24 protein-coding genes and 2 tRNA genes are annotated in these 21,833 nt (G+C 65.5%); 10 read left to right on the forward strand and 16 right to left on the reverse strand.

Annotated elements, in window-relative coordinates; genetic code table 11:
- Window positions 1-6 precede the first annotated feature (6 nt).
- The 6 genes from BLS74_RS24960 to BLS74_RS24985 all read left to right on the forward strand — a co-directional run bounded on the left by BLS74_RS24960 (window position 7) and on the right by BLS74_RS24985 (window position 3,336).
- Entirely contained in the window at window positions 7-687 is a 681-nt protein-coding gene (locus BLS74_RS24960) for a Fe2+-dependent dioxygenase (RefSeq protein WP_093109843.1), read from the forward strand.
- A 115-nt stretch (window positions 688-802) separates the two neighbouring features.
- On the forward strand, window positions 803-1,075 hold the full coding sequence (locus tag BLS74_RS24965; RefSeq protein WP_093109844.1) for a (2Fe-2S)-binding protein: 273 nt from the start codon (window positions 803-805) through the stop codon (window positions 1,073-1,075).
- 99 nt (window positions 1,076-1,174) lie between these two features.
- Window positions 1,175-1,879, forward strand: coding sequence for an energy transducer TonB (locus tag BLS74_RS24970; RefSeq protein ID WP_348272437.1), 705 nt, complete (start codon window positions 1,175-1,177; stop codon window positions 1,877-1,879).
- 16 nt (window positions 1,880-1,895) lie between these two features.
- On the forward strand, window positions 1,896-2,609 hold the full coding sequence (locus BLS74_RS24975; RefSeq protein WP_093109846.1) for a MotA/TolQ/ExbB proton channel family protein: 714 nt from the start codon (window positions 1,896-1,898) through the stop codon (window positions 2,607-2,609).
- Window positions 2,610-2,614: 5 nt separating this feature from the next.
- Entirely contained in the window at window positions 2,615-3,028 is a 414-nt protein-coding gene (locus tag BLS74_RS24980; protein WP_093109847.1) for an ExbD/TolR family protein, read from the forward strand.
- 95 nt (window positions 3,029-3,123) lie between these two features.
- Window positions 3,124-3,336, forward strand: a complete 213-nt coding sequence (locus BLS74_RS24985) for a hemin uptake protein HemP (protein WP_093109848.1) — start codon at window positions 3,124-3,126, stop codon at window positions 3,334-3,336.
- Window positions 3,337-3,513: 177 nt separating this feature from the next.
- Here the strand turns inward: BLS74_RS24985 and BLS74_RS24990 are convergent, their stop codons facing one another.
- Complete coding sequence (locus tag BLS74_RS24990; protein WP_093109849.1) at window positions 3,514-3,921, reverse strand: GlcG/HbpS family heme-binding protein; 408 nt, start codon at window positions 3,919-3,921, stop codon at window positions 3,514-3,516.
- Window positions 3,922-4,100: 179 nt separating this feature from the next.
- Here BLS74_RS24990 and BLS74_RS24995 point away from each other — a divergent pair, with 179 nt between their 5' ends.
- Window positions 4,101-4,802: a Bax inhibitor-1/YccA family protein gene (locus tag BLS74_RS24995; RefSeq protein ID WP_093109850.1), complete on the forward strand. Its 702-nt coding sequence runs from the start codon at window positions 4,101-4,103 to the stop codon at window positions 4,800-4,802.
- A 45-nt stretch (window positions 4,803-4,847) separates the two neighbouring features.
- Here BLS74_RS24995 and rlmD read toward each other — a convergent pair whose 3' ends face one another.
- From rlmD to surE, 5 genes are read right to left on the reverse strand one after another with little or no spacing between them, the layout of a single operon-like run.
- Window positions 4,848-6,284, reverse strand: a complete 1,437-nt coding sequence (gene rlmD / locus BLS74_RS25000) for a 23S rRNA (uracil(1939)-C(5))-methyltransferase RlmD (RefSeq protein WP_093109851.1) — start codon at window positions 6,282-6,284, stop codon at window positions 4,848-4,850.
- Between the two features lie 43 nt (window positions 6,285-6,327).
- Window positions 6,328-7,368: a sigma-70 family RNA polymerase sigma factor gene (locus BLS74_RS25005; protein WP_093109852.1), complete on the reverse strand. Its 1,041-nt coding sequence runs from the start codon at window positions 7,366-7,368 to the stop codon at window positions 6,328-6,330.
- 8 nt (window positions 7,369-7,376) lie between these two features.
- Window positions 7,377-8,321, reverse strand: coding sequence for a peptidoglycan DD-metalloendopeptidase family protein (locus BLS74_RS25010; protein WP_093109853.1), 945 nt, complete (start codon window positions 8,319-8,321; stop codon window positions 7,377-7,379).
- An 11-nt stretch (window positions 8,322-8,332) separates the two neighbouring features.
- The gene (locus BLS74_RS25015) at window positions 8,333-9,106 is read right to left on the reverse strand and encodes a protein-L-isoaspartate(D-aspartate) O-methyltransferase (protein ID WP_093109854.1); all 774 of its coding nucleotides are present in this window, start codon (window positions 9,104-9,106) and stop codon (window positions 8,333-8,335) included.
- Window position 9,107: 1 nt separating this feature from the next.
- On the reverse strand, window positions 9,108-9,872 hold the full coding sequence (gene surE, locus BLS74_RS25020) for a 5'/3'-nucleotidase SurE (protein ID WP_093109855.1): 765 nt from the start codon (window positions 9,870-9,872) through the stop codon (window positions 9,108-9,110).
- 126 nt (window positions 9,873-9,998) lie between these two features.
- On the opposite strand from surE, the gene BLS74_RS25025 reads away from it, so the two are divergent.
- A complete protein-coding gene (locus tag BLS74_RS25025) occupies window positions 9,999-10,985 on the forward strand; it encodes an NADPH:quinone oxidoreductase family protein (RefSeq protein WP_093109856.1) in 987 nt (328 codons plus the stop codon).
- Between the two features lie 66 nt (window positions 10,986-11,051).
- Here the strand turns inward: BLS74_RS25025 and BLS74_RS25030 are convergent, their stop codons facing one another.
- The 7 genes from BLS74_RS25030 to BLS74_RS25060 all read right to left on the reverse strand — a co-directional run bounded on the left by BLS74_RS25030 (window position 11,052) and on the right by BLS74_RS25060 (window position 16,177).
- On the reverse strand, window positions 11,052-11,390 hold the full coding sequence (locus BLS74_RS25030; protein WP_093109857.1) for an H-NS histone family protein: 339 nt from the start codon (window positions 11,388-11,390) through the stop codon (window positions 11,052-11,054).
- Between the two features lie 119 nt (window positions 11,391-11,509).
- Window positions 11,510-11,585: transfer RNA gene (locus BLS74_RS25035), tRNA-His, on the reverse strand.
- Between the two features lie 30 nt (window positions 11,586-11,615).
- A complete protein-coding gene (locus tag BLS74_RS25040) occupies window positions 11,616-13,529 on the reverse strand; it encodes a SurA N-terminal domain-containing protein (protein WP_093109858.1) in 1,914 nt (637 codons plus the stop codon).
- Between the two features lie 74 nt (window positions 13,530-13,603).
- Window positions 13,604-13,679, reverse strand: a tRNA-Val gene (locus BLS74_RS25045).
- Window positions 13,680-13,696: 17 nt separating this feature from the next.
- Complete coding sequence (locus BLS74_RS25050) at window positions 13,697-13,969, reverse strand: HU family DNA-binding protein (RefSeq protein WP_007830705.1); 273 nt, start codon at window positions 13,967-13,969, stop codon at window positions 13,697-13,699.
- A 228-nt stretch (window positions 13,970-14,197) separates the two neighbouring features.
- Window positions 14,198-15,283: a tartrate dehydrogenase gene (locus BLS74_RS25055; protein WP_093109859.1), complete on the reverse strand. Its 1,086-nt coding sequence runs from the start codon at window positions 15,281-15,283 to the stop codon at window positions 14,198-14,200.
- Window positions 15,284-15,286: 3 nt separating this feature from the next.
- Entirely contained in the window at window positions 15,287-16,177 is an 891-nt protein-coding gene (locus BLS74_RS25060) for an alpha/beta fold hydrolase (protein WP_093109860.1), read from the reverse strand.
- 74 nt (window positions 16,178-16,251) lie between these two features.
- Between BLS74_RS25060 and BLS74_RS25065 the strand changes: the two genes are divergently transcribed.
- Complete coding sequence (locus BLS74_RS25065; protein WP_093109861.1) at window positions 16,252-17,196, forward strand: LysR substrate-binding domain-containing protein; 945 nt, start codon at window positions 16,252-16,254, stop codon at window positions 17,194-17,196.
- A 91-nt stretch (window positions 17,197-17,287) separates the two neighbouring features.
- On the opposite strand, the gene BLS74_RS25070 is transcribed toward BLS74_RS25065, so the two are convergent.
- From BLS74_RS25070 to uvrC, 3 genes are read right to left on the reverse strand one after another with little or no spacing between them, the layout of a single operon-like run.
- Window positions 17,288-18,169: a DMT family transporter gene (locus BLS74_RS25070; protein ID WP_093109862.1), complete on the reverse strand. Its 882-nt coding sequence runs from the start codon at window positions 18,167-18,169 to the stop codon at window positions 17,288-17,290.
- The gene (gene pgsA, locus BLS74_RS25075) at window positions 18,166-18,732 is read right to left on the reverse strand and encodes a CDP-diacylglycerol--glycerol-3-phosphate 3-phosphatidyltransferase (protein ID WP_093109863.1); all 567 of its coding nucleotides are present in this window, start codon (window positions 18,730-18,732) and stop codon (window positions 18,166-18,168) included. Before pgsA ends, BLS74_RS25070 begins: the two co-directional genes overlap by 4 nt.
- A 44-nt stretch (window positions 18,733-18,776) precedes the next feature.
- Complete coding sequence (uvrC, locus tag BLS74_RS25080) at window positions 18,777-20,738, reverse strand: excinuclease ABC subunit UvrC (RefSeq protein ID WP_093109864.1); 1,962 nt, start codon at window positions 20,736-20,738, stop codon at window positions 18,777-18,779.
- 17 nt (window positions 20,739-20,755) lie between these two features.
- Between uvrC and earP the strand changes: the two genes are divergently transcribed.
- Window positions 20,756-21,826 (forward strand): elongation factor P maturation arginine rhamnosyltransferase EarP, encoded by a 1,071-nt coding sequence (gene earP, locus BLS74_RS25085; protein ID WP_093109865.1) that lies wholly within the window; start codon window positions 20,756-20,758, stop codon window positions 21,824-21,826.
- Window positions 21,827-21,833 lie beyond the last annotated feature (7 nt).

Raw genomic sequence — 21,833 nt, forward strand, 5'->3', positions numbered from 1 at the left:
TTGCAAATGATGTTGCATGTGCCCGATGTCCTGACGCGGGATCAGGTGCGCGAAATGCGAGCAACGCTCGACACGACCGATTGGGTGGACGGCAGGGAAACCGTCGGGGAACAGGGCGCCAGGGTCAAGCGGAATCGTCAGCTGCCCGAGTTCTCCCCAGTGACCCGTGCGCTGGGCAGCACCATCCTGGCCGCGTTGGCCAAGAATGCCCTGCTCTTTTCCGCCGCGTTGCCGCTCCGGTTCGTGCCGCCGCTGTTCAATCGCTACGAAGGCGGCGAACACTACGGACTGCATGTGGACGGATCGGTACGCTCCGTGCCCGGCACCGGCGAGCAATTGCGCACCGATCTGTCGTGCACCCTGTTCCTGTCCGAGCCCGAGGACTACGAAGGGGGCGAACTGGAAGTCGTGGACACCTACGGCACCCACGAAGTCAAGCTGCCGGCCGGTGATCTGATCCTCTACCCCTCGAGCAGCCTGCACCGCGTGCATCCCGTGACGCAGGGCGTGCGCATCTGCTCCTTTTTCTGGTTGCAGAGCATGGTGCGCGACGACCGGCAGCGGGCCATGCTGTTCGAACTCGACCAAACCATCATCAAGTTGCGCGCCCGGCTCGGCGAGTCGGAGGAGACGGTCGCCCTGACCGGCCACTATCACAACCTGCTGCGCATGTGGTCCGAGGTCTAGGGGCCAGCTATCGAAGGGCTTGGCCCCAGAGCTGCAATAGTTATTGCAAATGCGAGGAATTCGTATTTATAATCGAGCCTTCTACAAACAGCCAGCCAACCGCCGCCTCACCGCCATGATCGTTTGCGTATGTCGCCGAGTGTCAGACCGCGAAATCGCACGCCATGTGCGCGCCGGCATGACCTTCGACGAAGTGCAGTTTGAGCTCGGCGTGGCCACCCAGTGCGGCCAGTGCGAAGGCTGCGCGCGCGACGTGGTCGCGCAATGCAGCGCTTCCCATCCGGTTGCCGCACTCAACCGCGAATCGGAACCGAGGTCGATCCAGCTTGCCAATTCCATCACGGAAAGCAGGGCATGGAACTCTTCTCGGCACTCGGCGGCAGCCTGATCCTCGTCACCGGCTCGGTCTGGTGGATTCTTCGCAAGTAACTGGCGGTTCCGCTGCACCCGGGCACCTTTCGCAAGGGCCGGCACTCCATAGTTGATCGTGTCTGACCGCTTTTCCTCGTCTCCTCCCTCCGTTCTAGGCCTGTCACGCAACGCCGTCATCGCAGGCGGCGTGGTGCTTTTTCACGTCGCTGCCCTGTGGGCGCTGCAGAGCGGCCTGCTCCGCCGCGCCGCCGAGGTGGTCATCCCGGTGGAAATCCTGAGCGAGTTCATTGAGCCGCCCAAGCCGGCAGAACCGCCGCCCCCGCCACCCGAACCGCCCAAGCGGGAAGTGACGAAAACGCCTCCGCCGCCGCGGCCGCAGGCGATACGCGAGCCGAAGCCCACGCCAGCGCCGAATGCGCCCACGGGGAGCATCGAGCCGCCGCCCCCACCCGCGCCCATTGCGCCGCCCGCCCCCGCAGAGCCGCCGGCTCCTCCTGCCTCGCCACCCGCACCGCCGGCGCCCAAGCTCGTCGAAATCAGCCAGGGCCAGACGCAATACATCCGCGAACCTCGCATCACCTACCCGGCGATGAGCAAGCGATTGGGCGAGACCGGCACGGTGGTCGTGGCGGTCTATTTCAACAGCGCGGGCCTTCCCAAGCGCGCCGAGATTTTCAAGTCCAGCGGCTATGACCGGCTCGACCAGGCAGCGCGCGAGGCAGCCATGTCATCGCAGGTCACGCCGATCAGGCAGCCGGGCGCCGACGAGGCGACCGTCTACTTGTTGAAGGCGCCTTTCAATTTCACACTTTCCCAATAGTCCCGGAGCAGTAGTTATGGATTCCCAATTTGGCCTGATGAACGTATGGGCGCAGGGCGACTTCGTCACCAAAGCCGTCGCCTTGCTGCTGATCGGCATGTCGCTCGCCTCGTGGATCGTGATCCTGATCAAGGCGCTGGACGTCATCAAGTACAAGCGCCTCGCGAAGCACTCGCAGGACTTCTGGCACAGCGAAGACTTCGCCACCGCGCTCAACAAGCTCGGCAAGGACGACAGCAACCCGTTCCGCGCCCTCGCCCTGGAAGGCCGTGAAGCCGCGGCGCATCATCGCAACACCAAGGCCCATCTGCACGATGCGCTCGACGTGAGCGACTGGATCACACGCGCATTGCGCAACGGCATCGATGAATTCACCGCGCGCCTGCAGACTGGTCTGGCCGTCCTGGCCTCGGTCGGTTCGACGGCCCCGTTCATCGGCTTGTTCGGCACGGTCTGGGGCATCTACCACGCCTTGATGAGCATCAGCTCGGCCGGCCAGGCCACCATCGACAAGGTGGCCGGCCCGATCGGCGAAGCGCTGATCATGACGGCACTCGGCCTGGCGGTCGCCATTCCCGCGGTGCTGGGCTACAACGCGCTGGTGCGCGGCAACAAGTTCGTGCTGACCAAGCTCAACAGCTTTGCGCATGACCTCCATGCCTACTTCGTGACGGGCGCACGCGTCCAGAGCGGCGTCGAAGCCATCGTCGTCCCGCTCAAGAAAGGCTGAGCACCATGGCTTTCGGAACCCAGGACGAACCCGATGAGGTGATGAACGAGATCAACATGACGCCGCTGGTCGACGTCATGCTGGTGCTCCTGATCATCTTCATCATCACCGTGCCGGTGATGAAGCATGCGGTGAACATCGACCTGCCCCGCGCGAGCAGCGAGCCGCAGCAGACCAAACCGCAGAACATCCTGTTCACCGTCGCCGCCGACGGCAGCTATTACTGGAACGAACAGAAGATCGACGACGCCGAGCTGAAGACACGGCTCGCGGCCGAAGCGGCCAAGGAACCGCAACCCGAGTTGCACATCCGCGGCGACAAGGCGGTGCGCTACGAGCGTGTTGCACAAGCGATGTCGGCGGCGCGCGAGACCGGCGTACGCAAGATCGGCTTCATCACGGAACCCGAGGCGAAGTAAAGCCTGCTTTGCAAGGCAAAAAGATCGATCGAGGCGATTGACTTTTTATTGCGAATCATTATCATTCACGCATCGCTTCGACAAGGGGATTTCCAATGCCAGCCACTCCCAACGCATTCACCGTCCTGAGCCATCCCTCGCTCGATCATTCGGGCGGTGGCCGCGCCGCCGCCGAGGCGCCCCGCCCTGCTGCCCTTTTCGAAAGCACGGAGCTTCTCAAGGGCAGCAAGATCGTCGGGATCATGCACAACGGCTCGCTCTATCGGCTGCAAGCCACCAAACTCGGCAAGCTGATCCTGACCAAATAGAGATCAGCCCGCCCCTCGCGCAAGTTTCATCGTGGGGCGACTCGAGGAGATTCATCTCCGAAGGGTCGTTTTTTGCTAGCCAACGGTTCGCCGACTAGCCAAGCTTTTTTTCCACCTTGAATCCGAAAAGAAAACGCCGACCCGAAAGTCGGCGTTTTTGTTTTGGAAGCCTGGCGATCAGAGGCCGAGCGCGGCGATACCCGCCTTGGCGATCTGCGCGTCCTCGTTCGACTTGACGCCACTGACGCCGACCGCACCGATCACCTGGCCATCCTTGACGATCGGCACACCGCCTTCGAGCAGGCCTTGCACCCCAGGCGCCGTCAGAAACGAGGTGCGCCCACCGTTGATCATGTCCTCATAGATCCTGCTCTCTCGCCTTCCCATCGCGGCCGTGTGGGCCTTGGCAGGCGCAATGTGCGACGACAAGGCCGCTGCCCCATCGAGCCGCTGCAGCCAGAGCAAATTGCCGGCGTCGTCGGCGATGGCGATGGTCACGGCCCAGTTGTTCTTGAGCGCTTCGGCTTCGGCCGCGGCGGCAATGGCCTTGACATCGGCGAGTTCGAGAAAGGACTTGGTCTTCATGGTCTTGCAAAAAGTGAACTAAGCCCTGAAGCATAGCGCCCGCACCTGCATGAGCCCTTACGGATGGCAGAAAGCGCTTTAGGGACATCCGGATGCGGGTTTTTGTCGTGGCCGGCTCTTGCGGCCACCTAGAATGGGCCCCAACTGCAGCGTTGCAGCGAACATCAGGAGTTTCAGCAATGAACGACCGCGTCAACACCCTCGACACCACCGTCGGCTACGGCCAGACGTTGCCGCAGGCAGAGCGCCAGCGCGTCCTGCGCAATACCTATTGGCTGCTCGCCCTGAGCCTGCTGCCTACCGTGCTGGGCGCCTGGCTGGGCGTCGCCACCGGCATCACCCGCTCGCTGAGCGGCGGTATCGGCCTCATGGTCTTTCTGGGCGGTGCCTTCGGTTTCATGTTCGCCATCGAGAAGACCAAGAACTCGGCCGCCGGCGTGCCGGTGCTGCTGGCGTTCACCTTCTTCATGGGCCTGATGCTGTCGCGGCTGATCGCGATGGTGCTGGGTTTCAAGAACGGCTCCGAATTGATCATGACCGCCTTCGGCGGCACCGCCGGCGTGTTCTTCGTGATGGCCTCGCTGGCAACGGTGATCAAGCGCGACCTGTCGGGCATGGGCAAGTGGCTGTTCGTCGGCGCACTGGTGCTGATGGTCGGTGCGATCATCAATGTCTTCGTCGGCTCCAGCGCCGGCATGATGGCGATCTCGGTCGCCGCCATCGGCATCTTCTCGGCCTTCATGCTGTATGACCTGAAGCAGATCATGGACGGCGGCGAGACCAACTACATCAGCGCCACGCTTGCGCTTTACCTGGACCTGTTCAACGTGTTCCAGAGCCTGCTGGCCTTGCTCGGCATCTTCGGCGGCGAGCGCGACTGAGCACCTGCTCGGCTTGAAGCAACAAGGGCCCCTCGGGGCCCTTTTTCATGCTCGATCGAACACGGCGATCGACTCGACATGCGCCGTGTGCGGGAACATGTTGACCACACCCGCGAAGGTGCAGCGATAGCCCGCCTGGTGTACCAGGAGGCCAGCGTCGCGCGCCAGCGTCGAGGGATTGCAACTCACGTAGACGATGCGCTTCGGCGGCGACCAGCCGCCCTCGTGCAGTTCGATCTGCTGATGAAGGTCGGCGAGCGCCTTGGCCAGCGCAAACGCACCCTCGCGCGGCGGATCGACCAGCCACTTGTCCGCGGCGCCGTCGGCCACCAGCATCGCGGGCGTCATCTCGAACAGGTTGCGCGCGACGAAGCGAGTCGCGGCCAGCGCGCTTCGACCTGGCACGGCGGGGCGGTTGCGCTCGAAGTTGTCGGTCGCCCGCGCCACCAGCGTATCGCTGCCCTCGATGCCCAGCACCTCGCGCGCGCGGCTCGCCAGCGGCAGGGTGAAGTTGCCGAGTCCGCAGAACCAGTCGATCACGCGCTCGCCCGATTGCACGTCGAGCAGGCGCAAAGCGCGGCTGACCAGCGCGCGGTTGATGTGCGGATTGACCTGCGTGAAATCGGTCGGCTTGAAAGGCATCGTGACGCCGAACTCCGGCAACTCGTAAGCCAGCGCGGGACCGTCGGGTTCGAGGAGCTTCACGGTCTCGGGCCCTTTGGCCTGCAGCCACCATTGCACGCCGGCGTGCTGCGCCGCGAACGCTTTGAGCCGCGCCATGTCCGCAGCGGACAGCGGCTCCAGATGCCTCAGCACCAAGGCGATCACGCCGAGGCTGGCGCCGTCCGGCGCGTCCCCGCAAGCCAGTTCGATCTGCGGGCAGGTGTCGCGCGCCTCCATCGAACCGACGAGTTCGCGCAAGGGCATGAGCATGGCGCTGACCCGGGCCGGCAGCACGGGACACACCTGCATGTCCGCCAAGTAGCGGCTCTTGCGCTCGTGAAAGCCGATCAGCACGGTGCCCTTCTTGGCCACGTAGCGCATCGAAAGGCGGGCGCGATAGCGGTAGTGCCAGGCAGGCCCTTCCAGCGGCCGCAGCATGTTCTCGGGACGCACCTTGCCGAGATGCCACAGGTTGTCCTCGAGTGCGCGCTGTTTCACCGCCACCTGCGCAGCGGCATCCAGGTGCTGCATCTTGCAGCCGCCGCATGCGCCGGCGTGCAGACCAAAATGCGGACAGCCGGGCCGCACACGCTGCGACGACTCGCGGCGGATCGCGGCCACGATGCCTTGCTCCCAGTTGTTTTTCTTGCGGTGCACGCTGAACTGCACTTCTTCGAAAGGCAATGCGCCTTCGATGAACACCACCATGCCGTCGGCCTTGTGCGCCACGCCTTGTGCGTCGAGGTCGAGCGACTCGACGTGCAGCCATTCATCGCGGGCTTGCTGCTGCGCCGCCTTCTTCTCTATCGAATCCGTCATGCACGGATTGTCTCAGGGCTGCGGGGCGCCCTCGGCCCGAGCGCTACAAAAACGCATCGCGCTGGACGCCGGCGCGCGCGAGCTGGCGGCGCATCTTGGCGAGCGCCTCGTTCTGGATCTGCCGCACGCGTTCCCGCGTCAGGCCGAGGCGCACGCTCAACACTTCGAGTGTCTCCGGATCGCGGTCGTGCAGGCCGTAGCGGCCTTCCAGCACCTCGCGCTCGCGTTCGCTCAGTGCGTGGATCCATCGATCGAGAAGCTTCTCGACCTCGTGCGTCTGCGTCACGCCCGTCGGGTCTCCGCCCTCGTCTTCCGAAGCCACCGTATCGGCCAGGCTGAAACTGTCGTCGCCGCGCTCGCTGCCCGCGTCGAGCGAACGTGGCGCCTCGGAGAGCGCCATCAGCTCGGCCACCGCCTGCACCTCGCGGCCCAGCAGCGCTGCGACATCTTCGACCCGCACGCCGTCGGGCCGGCGGGCGATGAAGTCGGCGTCGCCTTCCAGCGCACGGCGCGCCCGCATCACCTGTTGCAGTTCGCGAACCACATGCACCGGCAGCCGGATCGCGCGAGCCTGCATCATCGCCGCCCGTTCGATCGACTGGCGGATCCACCAGGTTGCATAGGTGGAGAAGCGAAAACCACGCTCCGGCTCGAACTTGTTGATCGCATGCATCAGGCCGAGGTTGCCTTCCTCGATCAGATCCGCCAGCGGAACGCCGCGGCCGAGATAGGCCTTGGCGATGTTCACCACGAGCCGCAGGTTGTGCTCGATCATCGATTGCCGCGCCGCGAAGTCGCCGCTGCGGGCGGCGCAGGCGGTCTGGTATTCCTCGTCGGGAGTGAACAGTTCGGTGCGCCGGATCTCGCGCAGGTAGAGCGTCAACGAATCGCCGCCTTCACCGCCTAGGTCGACCGGCACCGCGTCGTGCGCAATCTCAGGCAGCGCGCCCTTGTCCGCGCGATCAACGACGTCATCCGCAGGAGCGGGCAGGCTCGCAGGCTTGTAGGGCCGCAAGGTCGAGATGCTGCCGTTGCCCGCCGCGCGCCGCACGACCGGAATGCGACGCGGGACGGAGGCAGCCATGCATGATCCTAGCGCGCGGGCAGGTAGCGCGCCGGATCGACCGGCTTGCCCTGGCGGCGGATTTCGAAGTGCAGCTTCACGCGATCCGCGTCGCTGTTGCCCATCTCGGCAATCTTCTGGCCCTTCTGCACGGACTGGTCTTCCTTCACCAGCAGCGTCCTGTTGTGCGCATAAGCGGTCAGGTAGGTGTTGTTGTGCTTGAGGATGATCAGATTGCCGTAGCCGCGCAGGCCGGCGCCGGCATACACCACCCGTCCATCGGCTGCAGCAAGCACCGAATCGCCGGCCTTGCCGCCGATGTCGAGTCCCTTGTTCTTGGCTTCGTCGAAGCCCGCAATCAACGAGCCGTGCGCAGGCCAGATCCAACCCACATCTTCATCGCCCGATGCCGTGGCAGCCGGCGCGGAAGGTGAAGCGGTGATGATGGGCGGGGTGGGTTTGACAGCCGCACTCGCCGCGGCCGCAGGAGCCGCTGCGGCGCCGGAGGACGGTGCGACGGCGGCCTGCGTGACCGGCCGCGTCACGGCGCTCGAGGCGTCGGTCGTGCCAGTTGCAGATGCCGGTGCCGCAGCGCTTGCGGTAGCGCCGACCGGCGGGATCACGCGCAGCACCTGACCGACTTCGATCAGGTCGGGATTGTCGAGATTGTTCCAGCGAGCGATGTTCTGCCAGCTCTGGCCGGTTTCGGTGCCGATGCGGCGAATCGTGTCACCGGGACGCACCGCGTAATAGCCGGGCTTGCCGTAGTTTTCGATGCCCGGCAGCGGCTTGCCCGAAGCGTCCGTGGTGATGGTCGGGACACCGGGCGCGCTGGGCGCGGCAACCGTCGCGCTGGTCATCGTGCCGCGGTCCTCGACCGGTACGGGGCCGCGCCTGGCGGCACACCCCGCAATCAAGAGCGCGACCAGCAGCGTCACGCCGGCAAGCCAGCCCCGATTGCCAATACCCAGCATGTGTTCTTCCTTCAAGCAATTCCCGATTTTAGGGGGACAAAGTGAACCGCCTCAAGAATGCGGCGCTCCAGTCCCCGCGCTGTTTTGTCGATCACGACAAGCGCCTGTTTGCCGACCTCGGACTGTGTCGGCGCGACGATGCGGCCGCCCACGGCCAGCTGCGCGATCCATGCCTCAGGCACCGCTTCGCCGCCGGCCGCCGCGATGATGCCCGCGTAGGGTGCGCCCTTCGCATAGCCCACCATGCCGTCCCCCAGCAGCAGATGGACCGTGGCCAGCCGGAACGAGCGGAGATTGATGCGCGCTCGCTCGTGCAATCCGCGCAGGCGTTCGATGCTGTAGACCTCGGTCGCGATGTGGCTCAACACCGCCGCTTGGTAGCCGCAGCCGGTCCCGATCTCGAGCACGCGGCCCAGGCGGTCGGCGGGCTTGTTTGCCAACGCGGGCGCACCAAGCAGGAGTTCGATCATGCGGGCCACCACGTTCGGCTTCGAGATGGTCTGGCCCAGACCGATCGGCAGGCTCGTGTCTTCATAGGCCTGATTGACCAGTGCGCTGTCGACGAAAAGATGACGCTCGACCGTGCCCATGGCGCGCAGCACCCGAGCGTCGGCAATGCCCTGCGCCGCGAGCCGCTGAACCATGCGCGCGCGCACGGCGTCGGAGGCCATCGAAGGCGTGTGATGAACGAGCGGCTTGGCAGGCACGGCCGACGCGCGCCCGCGCGTCGCAGCCGACGCGGTGGGCGTGAGGCGGACGGGGAATCCTGGTCGCTGGCTCGCCATGTCAGGACGGCTCGCCCAGGCGAGCCACCGTCTCGCGCCATTGGCCGAGGTTGGCATGGTCGGTCAGGTCGATCTGCAAGGGCGTGAGCGCAATGTGGCCGGCCGCCGTCGCATGGAAGTCGGTGCCCTCGCCGCTATCCTTGGCGCCGCCCGCCCCCGCGATCCAGTACATGGTCTCGCCGCGCGGGCTGTCCTGCGTAATGACCTTTTCGGCTGCATGGCGGCGCCCCAGCCTGCAGACCTTGACCGATTTCAGCTTGTCGAAGGGAAGATTCGGGATGTTGACGTTGAGCAGAAATGCGCCGCTCTCGAGCATGCGTTCGCGCTCGATCTGCTCCACCAGCCGCCGGGCCGCGCGGGCCGCCGCGTCGACATGGGCCCAGCCCTTCTCGATCTGCGAGAACGCGATCGCCGGAATGCCGAACAGGTAGGCCTCCATGGCAGCGCCGACGGTGCCCGAGTAGATGGTGTCGTCGCCCATGTTGGCGCCGTTGTTGATGCCGGAAACCACCAGATCGGGCCGGTAGTCGAGCAGCCCCTTGAGTGCGATGTGCACGCAGTCGGCGGGCGTGCCGGTCACGTAGCGAAAGCCGTTGTGCGCGGTGTGCACGTAGAGCGGCGCCGCCAGCGTGAGCGCGTTCGACTTGGCGCTGTTGTTGTGCTCGGGCGCGACCACTTCGACTTCCGCCACCTCCTTCAGCGCATCGTGCAGCGCAACGATGCCGGGAGCCTGGAAGCCATCGTCGTTCGAAATAAGTATCTTCATGTCGTCTGTGAGTGCGCGCGATTGTAGGCGGCCGATGCGTCACGGCAGGGACAATGCCGGCCTGCCAGCCCGCCTATCATGGCCCGGATTCATTGCCCCAGAGACCTACCTCAAGGAGACACGAGCATGCACGCATGGCTCTGCGAAAACCCCACCGGCGTCGACGCCCTGACCTGGAAAGAACTGCCGACGCCAACCCCCGGCCCGGGTCAGGTGCTGATCGAAATCAAGGCTGCCAGCCTCAACTTCCCCGATCTGCTCATCGTGCAGAACAAGTACCAGATCAAGCCGCCGCTGCCCTTCGTGCCTGGGTCTGAATATGCAGGGGTGGTAGCGGCGGTCGGCGACGGAGTGACTCATCTGAAGGTCGGCCAGAACGTCGCCTGTCTTTCCGGCACCGGCGGCTTCGGCACCCACACGCTGGCGCCGGCCGCCCTTTGCATGCCGCTGCCCGAGGGCTTCGGCCATGTCGACGCGGCGGCTTTCATCATGATCTACGCGACATCGTGGCACGCGTTGATGGACAGGGCGCAGCTCAAGGCCGGCGAAACCTTGTTGGTGCTCGGTGCGGCAGGCGGCGTCGGGACGGCAGCGATCCAGATCGCCAAGGCCGCCGGCGCCAAGGTGATCGCTGCCGCGTCCACCGATGAAAAATGCGAGCTCTGCAAATCCATCGGCGCCGATCTCACGATCAACTACACGACGCATGCGCTACCCAATGGCTTTCGCGAAGCCATCAAGGCAGCAACCGACGGCAAGGGTCCGGATGTCATTTATGACCCGGTAGGCGGCGATTTCGCGGAGCCTGCATTCCGCTCGATCGGTTGGCGCGGGCGCTATCTGGTCGTGGGCTTCGCCGCCGGTCCCATTCCCTCGCTGCCATTGAATTTGATGCTGCTCAAAGGCGCGTCGCTGGTTGGCGTGTTCTGGGGGGATTTCGCCAAGCGCGAACCCAAAGCCAATGCGCAGATGATGGCCGAATTGGCAAAGTGGTACGGCCAAGGCAAGATCAAGCCGGTGATAGACCGCACCATGCCGATGGCGGAGTTGAAGGCCGCCTACGCGCACATGGGTTCGCGCGGCGTCAAAGGCAAGCTCGTGATGGTCAACTAAGGCCTGCTACACACAATAAAAAAGCCCGCACATGCGGGCTTTTTTACGAGGGACCAAGCGAACCGTCTACTTGATCTCGAAGTCCGACAGCGACTTGCCGGCGGCCAGCGCCTCCGTAATCCAGCGCGGCTTGCGCCCGCGCCCGCCCGACCATGTTTCACCGGTGGGACTGCGATACTTTGCAGCCGCCTTGATCGTGACCACCCCCGTACTGCGCTTGCCGCCACGCGTGCCGAGTTTCAGATCGGCCGCAGTCAAACCGTATTCCGCGATCTTCTTGCGCAGTTCCTCGATGACACCCGCGCGCTCCTGATTGCGCAGCTCCTCGGCTTGTTTGCGCAATTGCGCAATCTGCTCGTCGTGCTTCTTGATCTGGGAATTGATGTCGGCAAGGGTTGAGGCCATCGGTGAAATCCTCCGAATTGGAAAGTAAAAATTCTAATTCAAATCCCAATTGCCGCAAGTGAGGCAACTCCAAAAAAAAAGCGCCGATCGAATGATCGGCGCTTTATGTCAAAGGGGTTTGGGGTGGCTGATGGGACTCGAACCCACGACGACCAGAATCACAATCTGGGACTCTACCAGCTGAGCTACAGCCACCACAGAGCCTGCAATTGTAGCGGCAAAAAACTAGCGCCCGCCGACAACGATCGGATCCACCGGTTTCGGCACCAGGATCTGCGCCTTGAACCTGCTCTTCAGCATGTCGTAGTACGCCGCATTCTCTGCCGCGGCCACGGCCTGGGCGACCTGCTGCGTCTCCTGCTGCGCCGCCTCGGGTGCGGACGGCGTCCGCGGCACCGTCTTGTTGACGCGCACAACGGCATAGCCCTGTGCGCCGAGATCGACGCCAACCAGTGAAGGAAGCTTGGCCGGATCGGCCCGCAATGCGCTCTCGATGACAGGCGCCGGCTGCGACTGGGTCTCGAGCCGCGAAACCGTCACCGGCCCACCAAGGCTCGCGTCGGCCGGCTTGGCTTGCCACGCCGCGAGCTTGGCTTCGCCCTCGGCCTTGGCGAGCGCGGCTGCGCGCTCGGCGACAAGCTGCGTACGAACCTTGTCCTTGACCTCTTCGAAAGGCAACGCCCGAGCAGGGCTGTATTGCGTCACGCGCCCCGATGCGAGCTGGTTGGGCCCGATCTCGATCGCCTCGGTGTTGTGCTTGCGCTCAAGCGAATCGGCGGCAAACAGCGCGTTCAGGAAGTTGCGGCTTGCCAGCGCGCCCGCGGCGCCCGGCGCCGGCATGCGGCCGATCTTGCTCGCGGTCTGGATGGTGAGCTTCAACTTGTCGGCGGCCGGCTTCAGGCTGTCGGGCTGCTGGTAGACGATGTCGGTAAAACTCTCGGCCGCCTTGGCGAACTCCTGCGTGGCCTGTTGGCCGCGCACTTCGTTCTCGATGGCGGCGCGCGCCTGCTCGAAGGGCTGTATCACCGCGGGCTTGATGTCGTTGAGCTGGATGATGTGATAGCCGAACTCGGTTTCGACGACATCGCTGACCTCGCCTTTCTTGAGCGCGAACATCGCATCCTCGAAAGGCTTGACCATGGCGCCGCGCGTCACGAAATCGAGGTCGCCGCCCTTTTCCGCCGATCCGGGATCTTGCGAATTCTTGCGCGCGAGGTCGGCGAAAGTGCCAGGCGCCTTCTTGACGTCGGCCAGCAGCTGCTGCGCCTTCGCACGCGCCTTCTCGCGCTCGGCAGCGGGCGCACTCGCGGGCGCACTGATCAGGATGTGGCTGGCACGGCGTTCTTCCTTGGTACCGAAGCGCGCGGCGTTCTGATCGTAATAGCTGCGCAGATCGGCCTCGTTGATCGCGATGTTCTTCTTCGCTGCTTCGAGGTCGAGCACCAGGTATTCGATGCTCGCCTGTTCGGGCACCTGGAATAGCGCGACATGCTGCTTGTAATAGGCCTCGAGGTCGGCATCGCTCACGCTGACCTTTGCTGCGAAGTCACCCGGGTTGAAGCGTGCGACCTGCACTTCGCGGCGGTCATAGAACGCATTGAGCGTGGCCGCTGCCTGGGCGGGCGTGGCGAATGCCGTTCCCGAAATGCCCAGCAGCACCTGCTGCGTTGCCAGATCGGCGCGCACCGAGGCTTCGTACTGCTCGGGTGTGCGGCCCGTCGCACGCATGAAGCGCTCGCGATCGAACTTGCCGTCGGCCGTACGGAAAGAAGCCAGGCCCGTATCTTCGGCGAACAAGCGCGCGAGCCGCTCTTCGGACACCGTCATGTTCGATTTGGAAGCGGCTGCCGCGAGCACGCGGTCGCGCACCATCCGCTCCAGGGTCGCGTAGCGGGCAGCGTCCGAATCGAGCAAGCCCGGTTCGATGTTGGGTGCCTGCTGCCGGATCCTGTCGACTTCGTTGCGGTGCTGCGCATCCCATTCCGGCCGCGTGATGTCGGTGCCGTCTACGCGTGCAACCTTCTCCCCTTGGCCGCCGCCCTGGTAGCGATCCACGCCGAACAGCACAAAGGACGGAATGATCAGCAAGAACAAGAGCGCCATGATGACCTTGTTGTACTTGCGGAAGGAATCAAACATGCTTGGACACTCTCTGCGGGATGAACGAAACAGCAAACAAAAAAGGCGAACTGAGTGTTCGCCTTTGCATCGGGTGGTGGGTGCTGAGGGGTTCGAACCCCCGACCTACGCCTTGTAAGGGCGCCGCTCTACCAGCTGAGCTAAGCACCCCACCGGGAACCAGTGTCTCAGTTCAGCGCGTCTTTGAGCGCCTTGCCGGGACGGAACTTCGGGATCTTGGCGGCCTTGATTTTAATCGCGTCGCCGGTGCGCGGATTGCGGCCCGTGCGCGCAGCGCGTTTGCCGACTGCAAAAGTGCCGAAACCGACGAGCGATACGGAACCGCCCTTTTTGAGCGTGGTACGAATGGCGCCGATGGTCGATTCAAGTGCGCGCGTGGCAGCGGCTTTGGAGATATCGGCGTTTTTTGCGATGTGCTCAATCAGTTCGGTTTTGTTCACAAGGACCCCTTGCAGGAAAAAATTGTTGATCAGGTAACGTCAGAAACAATGCCGGCCCCATGACGGTGCCATGGGGTGTGATGAATGAAAAAGGATGGCAGTTCTGACGCGCCGGCAGCGCACTGCCGACAAGGATTACAACCACTGGTCCACGGGGTGTCAATACGACACTCAGCCGCGCAATCCAGCGAGGACCGCGATTTTAGTGGTGTTTTGCGCCGGCTCTTTTCAGAGCGCTTGTGCGACCGCACGACCCAGGTCAGTCGTGCCCGCGCTGCCGCCGATGTCAGGCGTACGCGGTGCGCCGCTCGCCGGCGCCAGTACTTTCTCGATCGCTGCCAGGATGGCGTCATGCGCAGCCTTGTGGCCCAGGAACTCCAGCATCATCGCGCCGCACCAGATCTGCCCGATCGGATTGGCGATGCCCGTGCCGGCGATGTCCGGCGCCGAGCCGTGCACCGGCTCGAACAGCGAGGGCGTGGTGCGATCCGGATTGAGGTTCGCGCTCGACGCGATGCCGATCGTGCCGGTGCATGCGGGTCCGAGGTCGGACAGGATGTCGCCGAACAGATTGCTCGCCACCACGACATCGAAGAAGTCGGGACGCTGCACGAAGTGCGCCGTCAGGATGTCGATGTGGAACTTGTCGAGCTTGACACCCGGATAGCTCTTCGCCATCGCGGCGACGCGCTCGTCCCAGTACGGCATGGTGATCGAGATGCCGTTGGATTTGGTCGCGCTGGTGAGGTGCTTCTTCGGTCGCGATTGCGCGAGCTCGAAGGCGAACTTGAGCACACGGTCCACGCCGACGCGCGACATCACGGTCTCCTGGACGACGATCTCGCGCGCCGTTCCCTCGTACATGCGCCCGCCGATGCTCGAGTACTCGCCCTCGGTGTTCTCACGCACGATGTACATGTCGATCTCGCCGGGCTGCCGCGGCGTACCGTCCCGCCGGACCACCGGCGCCACGATGCCCGGCATCAGGCGCGCGGGACGCAGGTTGATGTACTGGTCGAACTCGCGGCGAAACAGCAGCAGGGAGCCCCAGAGCGAGACATGGTCCGGAATCTTCTCGGGCCAGCCGACCGCGCCGAAGTAGATGGCGTCGTGCCCGCCGATCTGATCCTTCCAGTCGTCGGGCAGCATCTTGCCGTGCTTCTCGCAGTAGTCCCAGCTCGAAAAATCGAAATGGTCGAAATGAAGATCGATGCCGAACTTGCGTGCCGCGGCATCGAGCACACGCAGTCCTTCGGGCATCGTTTCCTTGCCGATGCCGTCGCCGGCGATGACTGCGATTCGTTGGGTGCTCATGTCTCAGATCCTTGGAGTGGTGTTGAAGAAAGACAGCGCCTCGGCCAGCAGCTCGCGCGGCGCCTCCTCGGGAATGTAGTGACCGCAAGGCAAGGTCGCGCCCGACACGTCGACGGCACGTTCGCGCCACAGCGAGAGCACGTCGAACCAGCGGCCCACCGCGCCATGCTCGCCCCACAGCACGCGCAGCGGCTGGGTCAGCTTGAGGCCGGCGGCGATGTCCGCGCGATCGTGTTCGAGATCGATCGTGGCCGAGGCCCGGTAGTCCTCGCAGATACCTCGCGCGGTGCCCTCGATCGCAGCACACCGCTCGTACTCGGCCAAGGCCTCGGGTGCAAAGGGCGCGAGACCGGCATGACGGCTGCCCATGACGCTGCGAACGTAGCGCACCGGATCGGCCTCGATCAGCGCTTCGGGCAAGGGCGGCGGCTGGATCAGGAAGAACCAGTGCCAGTAGGCGCGCGCAAAGCCCTCCGAGGTGTTCTGGTACATCGCGAGGGTCGGTGCGATGTCGAGCAGCATGAGCCGTTCGACCGCCTGCGCATGATCCGCCGCGAGCCGGTGCGCCACTCGAGCGCCGCGGTCGTGCGCCAGCACGCCGAAGCGTGAGAAGCCGTGCTGCTGCATGGCATACAGCGCATCGAGCGCCATCTCGCGCTTGCTGTAGTGCGCGTGGTCCGCATCCGCCGCAGGGCGGCCCGAATCGCCATAGCCGCGCAGATCGACCATGACGACCGTGAACTGCTCCACCAGCGCCGGGGCCGTGCGATGCCAGATCGCATGCGTCTGCGGGTGGCCATGAAGCAGCAGCAGCGGCGCGCCGTGTCCGCCGATGCGGCCGTGCAATCGCACGCCGTTGCGCGACAGGTCGAAGGTGGAGAACGAAGTGAACACGGGTCGATTGTGCGTTGCGTGCCGCACAGCATCAAGCAACAATCAGCCAATTGATACTTTCCAAAATGGCAGTAATGGACCGTGGAGACCTGGAACTGGTGATCGCCATCCGCGATCGCGGCAGCCTCGCGGGCGCGGCGGCGGCGCTGGACGTCGTGCCCTCCGTCGTCACCAAGCGGCTCGGGGCGCTCGAGGCACGGCTCGGCCAGCGCCTGTTCGATCGCACCACGCGCCGGCTCAACCTCACCGCCGAAGGCGAAGCCGTGTGCCTGCATGCCAAGAGCCTGCTGGCCGGCTTTGCGGCGCTCGAGAACGAGCTCGGAGAGCGCCAAAACGAGCTGGCCGGCACGATCCGCCTTGTTGCGACTTTCGGTTTCGGCCGGCGCTGGCTCGGCCCCGCGCTCGCGGCTTTTCGCGAGCAGCACCCCGCGCTGCAGTTCCAGTTGCAGCTGATGGAGCAACTCCCCAACCTCGGCGCCGAAGGCCACGACGGCGCGCTCTGGCTGTGGCCGGTGCAGCGTCGCCACGCCGGCGACTGGGTCACACGCAGGATCGCGCGCAATCAGCGCGTGCTGGCCGCAGCGCCGAGCTACCTCGAGCGGCGTGGCAAGCCCGCGGATCTCGCCGCGCTGGCCGCGCACGACTGCCTGGTGGCGCGGGAGAACGGCGACGGCAGCGAACGGGAGGCCGCGCTCTGGACGCTGCGTCACGTCAGGGACGGCAGCACGGCGCGTGTGCGCGTGCGCGGCCCGCTGTCGAGCAATTCGGGTGAGATGGTGCGCGACTGGTGCCTCGCCGGCCAGGGCATCATGCTGCGCAGCCTGTGGGACATCGCCCCGCAGCTCGCATCGGGCGAACTGGTGCAACTGCTGCCGCAGTTCGCGATGCCGGACGCCGACATCCAGTGGATCGCACCCTGGCGCCCGAAGACACCAAAACGAGTGCGCGTCCTGGTCGACTTCCTGATCGAACGCTTTCGCGGCGAGCCGTGGAAACCCGAGGGCAAGCGTTCGCGCTGAGTCAGGCCGACGCCGGGCCGCCCCAAGGCGGCCTGCGGCCCCCTCGGGGGGGGGCAGCGAGTACACGCAGTGACGGAGCGTGGGAGCCGGTTTACCTTTCCCCACGCACGACCAGGCTCACGCCGATGGCCGTCATCGCAATGCCTGCCAAGGTCATCGCCGTGATCGGCTCCGCGAAGAGAAGCCATGCCATTACCGCGGTGCACGGTGGCACGAGATAGAGCAGGCTCGTGACCGCCGTCGCGGTGCCGCGCTGGATCAACATGTAGAGCAGCGAGCTGCCGCCCAGCGACAGCGCCAGCACCGACCAGGCCATCGCGCCGCCCGAGTACAGGTTCCACTGGATGCTGTCGGATTCCAACGCCGCGAAGGGCATCGTGACGATCAGGGCAGCGGCGAGCTGGATGGCGCCCGCGCACCGCACGTCGCAAGGTGCGACAAAGCGCTTCTGGTACAGCGTGCCGGCCGTGATGGAGAACAGCGCCATCAGCGCCAGGCCCATGGTCATCGCACTCACCTCCCCGCCCTCGCCGAACTTGCGCGACACCACCAGCACCAGGCCTGCGAAGCCCAGGGCCAGTCCGGCCCACTGGCGGCGCGTGATCGAGCCGCCCCACATGGACAACCAGACGGCGGTGAGCACCGGCTGAATGCCGACCAGCAAGGCGACGAGCCCCGAGCCCATGCCGGCCCGGACCGCAGCCCAGACGCCGCCGAGGTAGCCCGCCTGCATCAGCACGCCGGTGACCACGAGGTGCCGCCACTGCGTGCGCTGTTCCGGCCAGTTCGCGCGCGCGAGCCGCACCCAGATGAGGAAGCAGAACACCGACAGCGCATATCGCACCGCCAGAAACTTGAGCGGCGGGGCATAGGGCATGCCATAGCGCGCGACGATGAAGCCGGTGCTCCAGATGAGCACGAAGACCGCGGGCATGGCGCGCAGCCAACCCGACGGCCGGGCTGTGCCCGTCATTTCGCGCGGGCCCGGATCTCGGGAATGGCCTTCTGCAGGTAATACACCATCGACCAGACCGTGAGCACGGCCGAGATCCAGATCAGCCATTGCCCCCAGGCCCCGGTGTCGATCAGGCCGAACAAGGTGCCGTTGAAAAGCAGGAAAGGGATCGCGACCATCTGCACCACGGTCTTGATCTTGCCGATCATGTGGACCGCCACGCTCTTGCCGGCGCCGATCTGCGCCATCCATTCGCGCAAGGCGGAAATGGCGATCTCGCGGCCGATGATGATCAGCGCCACGAACACGTCGGCGCGGTTCAGATGCACCAGCACGAGCAGCGAGGCGCACACGAGGAACTTGTCGGCCACCGGATCGAGGAAGGCACCGAAGGCCGAGGTCTGGTTGAGCCTGCGCGCCAGAAAGCCGTCGAGCCAGTCGGTCGCGGCGAACACGATGAACATCACCGTGGCGATGAGGTTGCGCATCGGCTCTGCCAGCGGCAGGTAGAACACGCCCACGATCAGCGGAATCGCGACGATGCGCGTCCAGGTCATGATCGTTGGGAGCGTCCAGAACATTGCGGCGATTGTGTCACGGGGCAGGTATGCCTTCGAGTCGACGGTCAATGCAGCGCGCGATAGATCTCTTCGGCCAGATCGAACGCGATGCCGTCGACCGAGGCGATGTCTTCCACGCTGGCCGCCGCCACCCCGCGAATGCCGCCAAAGCGCTGCAGCAAGCGCGCGCGCCGCTTGGGGCCGATGCCCGGGATGTCTTCCAGCTGGCTGCCGCCCACCCGCACCTTGGCCCGCTTGGCGCGCATGCCGGTGATCGCGAAGCGGTGCGCCTCGTCGCGGATCTGCGCGACCAGCATCAGCGCCGCCGAATCGCGACCGAGGTAGACCTTCTCGCGGCCGTCGGCGAACACCAGCTCTTCGAGCCCGACCTTGCGGCCCTCGCCCTTCTCCACGCCGACGATCAGCGACAGCGGCAGACCCAGCTCGCCGAAGACCTCGCGCGCCATCGACACCTGGCCCTTGCCGCCGTCGACCAGCACCAGGTCGGGCATGCGCGCCGCCCGCGTGCCCGGCCGCGCATCGGTGCCGACGCCGCCTGCGTCGCCGGCAGGTGGCGCGTCCGTCTCCGCTGCCATCGCCTCGGCCAGCTTGCCGTAGCGGCGATGCAGCACCTGGCGCATCGCCGCATAGTCGTCGCCGGGCGTGATGCCCTCGATGTTGTAGCGGCGGTACTCGCGGTTCTGCATCGTGTGGTGCTCGAACACCACGCACGAGGCCTGGGTCGCCTCGCCGGCGGTGTGCGAGATGTCGAAGCATTCGACGCGGAAGTTGTCGAGCTCGTCTGGCGCGAGTTCCAGCGCATCGACCAGCGCGCGCGTGCGCGCCTGCTGCGAGCCCTCCTCGGCGAGCAGGCGTGCGAGCTGGAGGCCGGCATTGGTCTGCGCCATTTCGAGCCAGTGCCGGCGCTGCTCGCGCGGCTGGAACACCGCCGTGACGCGGGTGCCGGCCTGCTGGGCGACCGCCTCGATCAGCTCGCGGCTCACGAGCTCGCTCAACACCAGCGTTGGCGGCACCGGCACATCGATGTAGTGCTGCGCGATGAAGGCCTCGAGCACCTGCACCTCGACCGATTCGGCGGGCGGCGCGGCCTCCTCGCCTTCCATGGCGCTCTCGCCATGCTGGATCTGCGTCGCGTCTTCGACGTGCACCGGGAAGTAAGCGCGATCGCCCAGGTGCCGGCCGCCGCGCACCATCGCGAGGTTGACGCAGGCCTTGCCGCCCTGCACCTTGACCGCCAGGATGTCAACGTCCTTGTCGGAGGCGATCTCGACCGATTGCTGGTGCAGCACGCGCGACAGCGCCGACATCTGGTTGCGCAGCTCGGCCGCCTGCTCGAATTCCAGCTTTTCGGCGTGCGCCATCATGCGTGCCTCGAGCTGGGTGAGCACGGCCTGCGTGTCGCCCATCAGGAAGGCCTCGGCGTTGGCCACGTCCTGCGCATAGGCCTCGGGCGTGATGTAGCCCACGCAGGGGCCGGTGCAGCGCTTGATCTGGTAGAGCAGGCAGGGCCGCGTGCGGTTGGCGTAGACGGTGTCTTCGCAAGTGCGCAGCTTGAACACCTTCTGCAGCAGCTGGATCGACTCCTTCACCGCCCAGGCGCTCGGGTACGGGCCGAAGTAGCGATGCTTGCGATCGACCGCGCCGCGGTAGTAGGCCAGGCGCGGGAAGGTGTGCGATGCGATCTTGAGATAGGGGTAGCTCTTGTCGTCGCGAAACAGGATGTTGTAGCGCGGCTTGAGCGTCTTGATCAGGTTGTTCTCGAGCAGCAGCGCCTCGGCCTCGGAGCGCACCACCGTGGTCTCCATGCGGGCGATCTTCGAGATCATGTGGCCGATGCGCGTGCCGGCGTGGTTCTTCTGAAAGTAGTTGGCGACGCGCTTCTTGAGATTGCGCGCCTTGCCCACGTACAGCACGGCGCCTGCCGCGTCGAAGTAGCGGTAGACGCCCGGCAGTTGCGGCAGTGCCGCCACCTCGCTGAGCAGTTGATCGGAATGCGTCTCGGACATCTGTAGAGTATCTCGCGATGCGCTGGGACATCTTCTGCAAGGTCATCGACAACCACGGCGACGCCGGCGTCTGCTGGCGGCTGGCCCGCGGACTCGCCGCCGGGGGCGAAACGGTGCGGCTCTGGATCGACGACCCGTCGGCGCTGGCCTGGATGGCGCCGGGGGGATGCAAGGGCGTCGAAATCGTCACCTGGAACAGGAGGGATGCCGCGCAACGGGCCGCCGCCGGCCCGCCGCCGGATGTGCTGATCGAGGCCTTCGGCTGCGATCCCGAGCCCGAGCTGATCGCGCGTTTTGCCGAGCCCGTGCGCCCGGGCGGCGCACGCCGCGTGTGGATCAATCTCGAATACCTTTCGGCCGAACCCTATGTCGAGCGCCTGCACGGCCTGCCCTCCCCCGTGTTCAAGGGGCCAGGTACCAGCCTGACCAAGCACTTCTTCTACCCCGGCTTCACGCCCGCGACCGGCGGGCTGCTGCGCGAAGGGGACCTGCTCGAACGCCGCCAGCGCTTCGACCGCGCCGCCTGGCTCGCGCAGCAGGGCATCGCATGGCACGGCGAGCGCCTTGTCTGCCTGTTCTGCTACGAGCCACTGGCCCTCGATGCACTGCTCGCGCAGTTCGAGAGCGCCGGCGAGCCCACGCACCTGCTGGTGACCGCCGGCCGCGCGGCCCGTGCCCTGCCGCCGGGCCCGGCCCGGCGCGGCGCGCTTTCCATCACCTGGCTGCCGCATCTGCCGCAGACCGACTTCGACCACCTGCTCTGGGCCTGCGACCTGAATTTCGTGCGCGGCGAAGACTCGCTGGTGCGGGCTCTCTGGGCCGGGTCGCCCTTCGTCTGGCAGATCTATGCGCAGGACGATGACGCCCACCACACCAAGCTGGGCGCCTTCCTCGACTGGCTGGAAGCCCCGCCTTCGTTGCGCCGCTTCCACCACCTGTGGAACGGGATGGCCGAGGGCGAACTGCCGGCGCTGGACGATGCGGCGCTGGCGTCCTGGGGCGCCGCCTGCGCCGCCGCACGCGCGTGCCTGCTCGCGCAGGATGATCTTCTGACCCGCTTGCTGCGTTTCGTCGCCCAAAAAAGCTAAAATTGTG

It is taken from the genome of Variovorax sp. CF079, assembly GCF_900101545.1.
Taxonomy (GTDB): Bacteria; Pseudomonadota; Gammaproteobacteria; order Burkholderiales; family Burkholderiaceae_C; genus Variovorax.

What these genes read in the sequence shown, in the direction of transcription:
- BLS74_RS24985 (WP_093109848.1), top strand. Translation starts at nt 3,124, where the DNA reads ATGCCAGCCACTCCCAACGCATTCACCGTCCTGAGCCATCCCTCGCTC.
- BLS74_RS24965 (WP_093109844.1), top strand. Translation starts at nt 803, where the DNA reads ATGATCGTTTGCGTATGTCGCCGAGTGTCAGACCGCGAAATCGCACGC.
- BLS74_RS24975 (WP_093109846.1), top strand. Translation starts at nt 1,896, where the DNA reads ATGGATTCCCAATTTGGCCTGATGAACGTATGGGCGCAGGGCGACTTC.
- BLS74_RS25015 (WP_093109854.1), bottom strand. Translation starts at nt 9,106, where the DNA reads ATGGCGAGCCAGCGACCAGGATTCCCCGTCCGCCTCACGCCCACCGCG.
- BLS74_RS24980 (WP_093109847.1), top strand. Translation starts at nt 2,615, where the DNA reads ATGGCTTTCGGAACCCAGGACGAACCCGATGAGGTGATGAACGAGATC.
- pgsA (WP_093109863.1), bottom strand. Translation starts at nt 18,732, where the DNA reads ATGTTCTGGACGCTCCCAACGATCATGACCTGGACGCGCATCGTCGCG.
- BLS74_RS25065 (WP_093109861.1), top strand. Translation starts at nt 16,252, where the DNA reads ATGGACCGTGGAGACCTGGAACTGGTGATCGCCATCCGCGATCGCGGC.
- BLS74_RS25070 (WP_093109862.1), bottom strand. Translation starts at nt 18,169, where the DNA reads ATGACGGGCACAGCCCGGCCGTCGGGTTGGCTGCGCGCCATGCCCGCG.
- earP (WP_093109865.1), top strand. Translation starts at nt 20,756, where the DNA reads ATGCGCTGGGACATCTTCTGCAAGGTCATCGACAACCACGGCGACGCC.
- rlmD (WP_093109851.1), bottom strand. Translation starts at nt 6,284, where the DNA reads ATGACGGATTCGATAGAGAAGAAGGCGGCGCAGCAGCAAGCCCGCGAT.
- BLS74_RS25010 (WP_093109853.1), bottom strand. Translation starts at nt 8,321, where the DNA reads ATGCTGGGTATTGGCAATCGGGGCTGGCTTGCCGGCGTGACGCTGCTG.
- uvrC (WP_093109864.1), bottom strand. Translation starts at nt 20,738, where the DNA reads ATGTCCGAGACGCATTCCGATCAACTGCTCAGCGAGGTGGCGGCACTG.
- surE (WP_093109855.1), bottom strand. Translation starts at nt 9,872, where the DNA reads ATGAAGATACTTATTTCGAACGACGATGGCTTCCAGGCTCCCGGCATC.
- BLS74_RS24995 (WP_093109850.1), top strand. Translation starts at nt 4,101, where the DNA reads ATGAACGACCGCGTCAACACCCTCGACACCACCGTCGGCTACGGCCAG.
- BLS74_RS25005 (WP_093109852.1), bottom strand. Translation starts at nt 7,368, where the DNA reads ATGGCTGCCTCCGTCCCGCGTCGCATTCCGGTCGTGCGGCGCGCGGCG.
- BLS74_RS24990 (WP_093109849.1), bottom strand. Translation starts at nt 3,921, where the DNA reads ATGAAGACCAAGTCCTTTCTCGAACTCGCCGATGTCAAGGCCATTGCC.
- BLS74_RS25040 (WP_093109858.1), bottom strand. Translation starts at nt 13,529, where the DNA reads ATGTTTGATTCCTTCCGCAAGTACAACAAGGTCATCATGGCGCTCTTG.
- BLS74_RS24960 (WP_093109843.1), top strand. Translation starts at nt 7, where the DNA reads ATGATGTTGCATGTGCCCGATGTCCTGACGCGGGATCAGGTGCGCGAA.
- BLS74_RS25055 (WP_093109859.1), bottom strand. Translation starts at nt 15,283, where the DNA reads ATGAGCACCCAACGAATCGCAGTCATCGCCGGCGACGGCATCGGCAAG.
- BLS74_RS25030 (WP_093109857.1), bottom strand. Translation starts at nt 11,390, where the DNA reads ATGGCCTCAACCCTTGCCGACATCAATTCCCAGATCAAGAAGCACGAC.
- BLS74_RS25025 (WP_093109856.1), top strand. Translation starts at nt 9,999, where the DNA reads ATGCACGCATGGCTCTGCGAAAACCCCACCGGCGTCGACGCCCTGACC.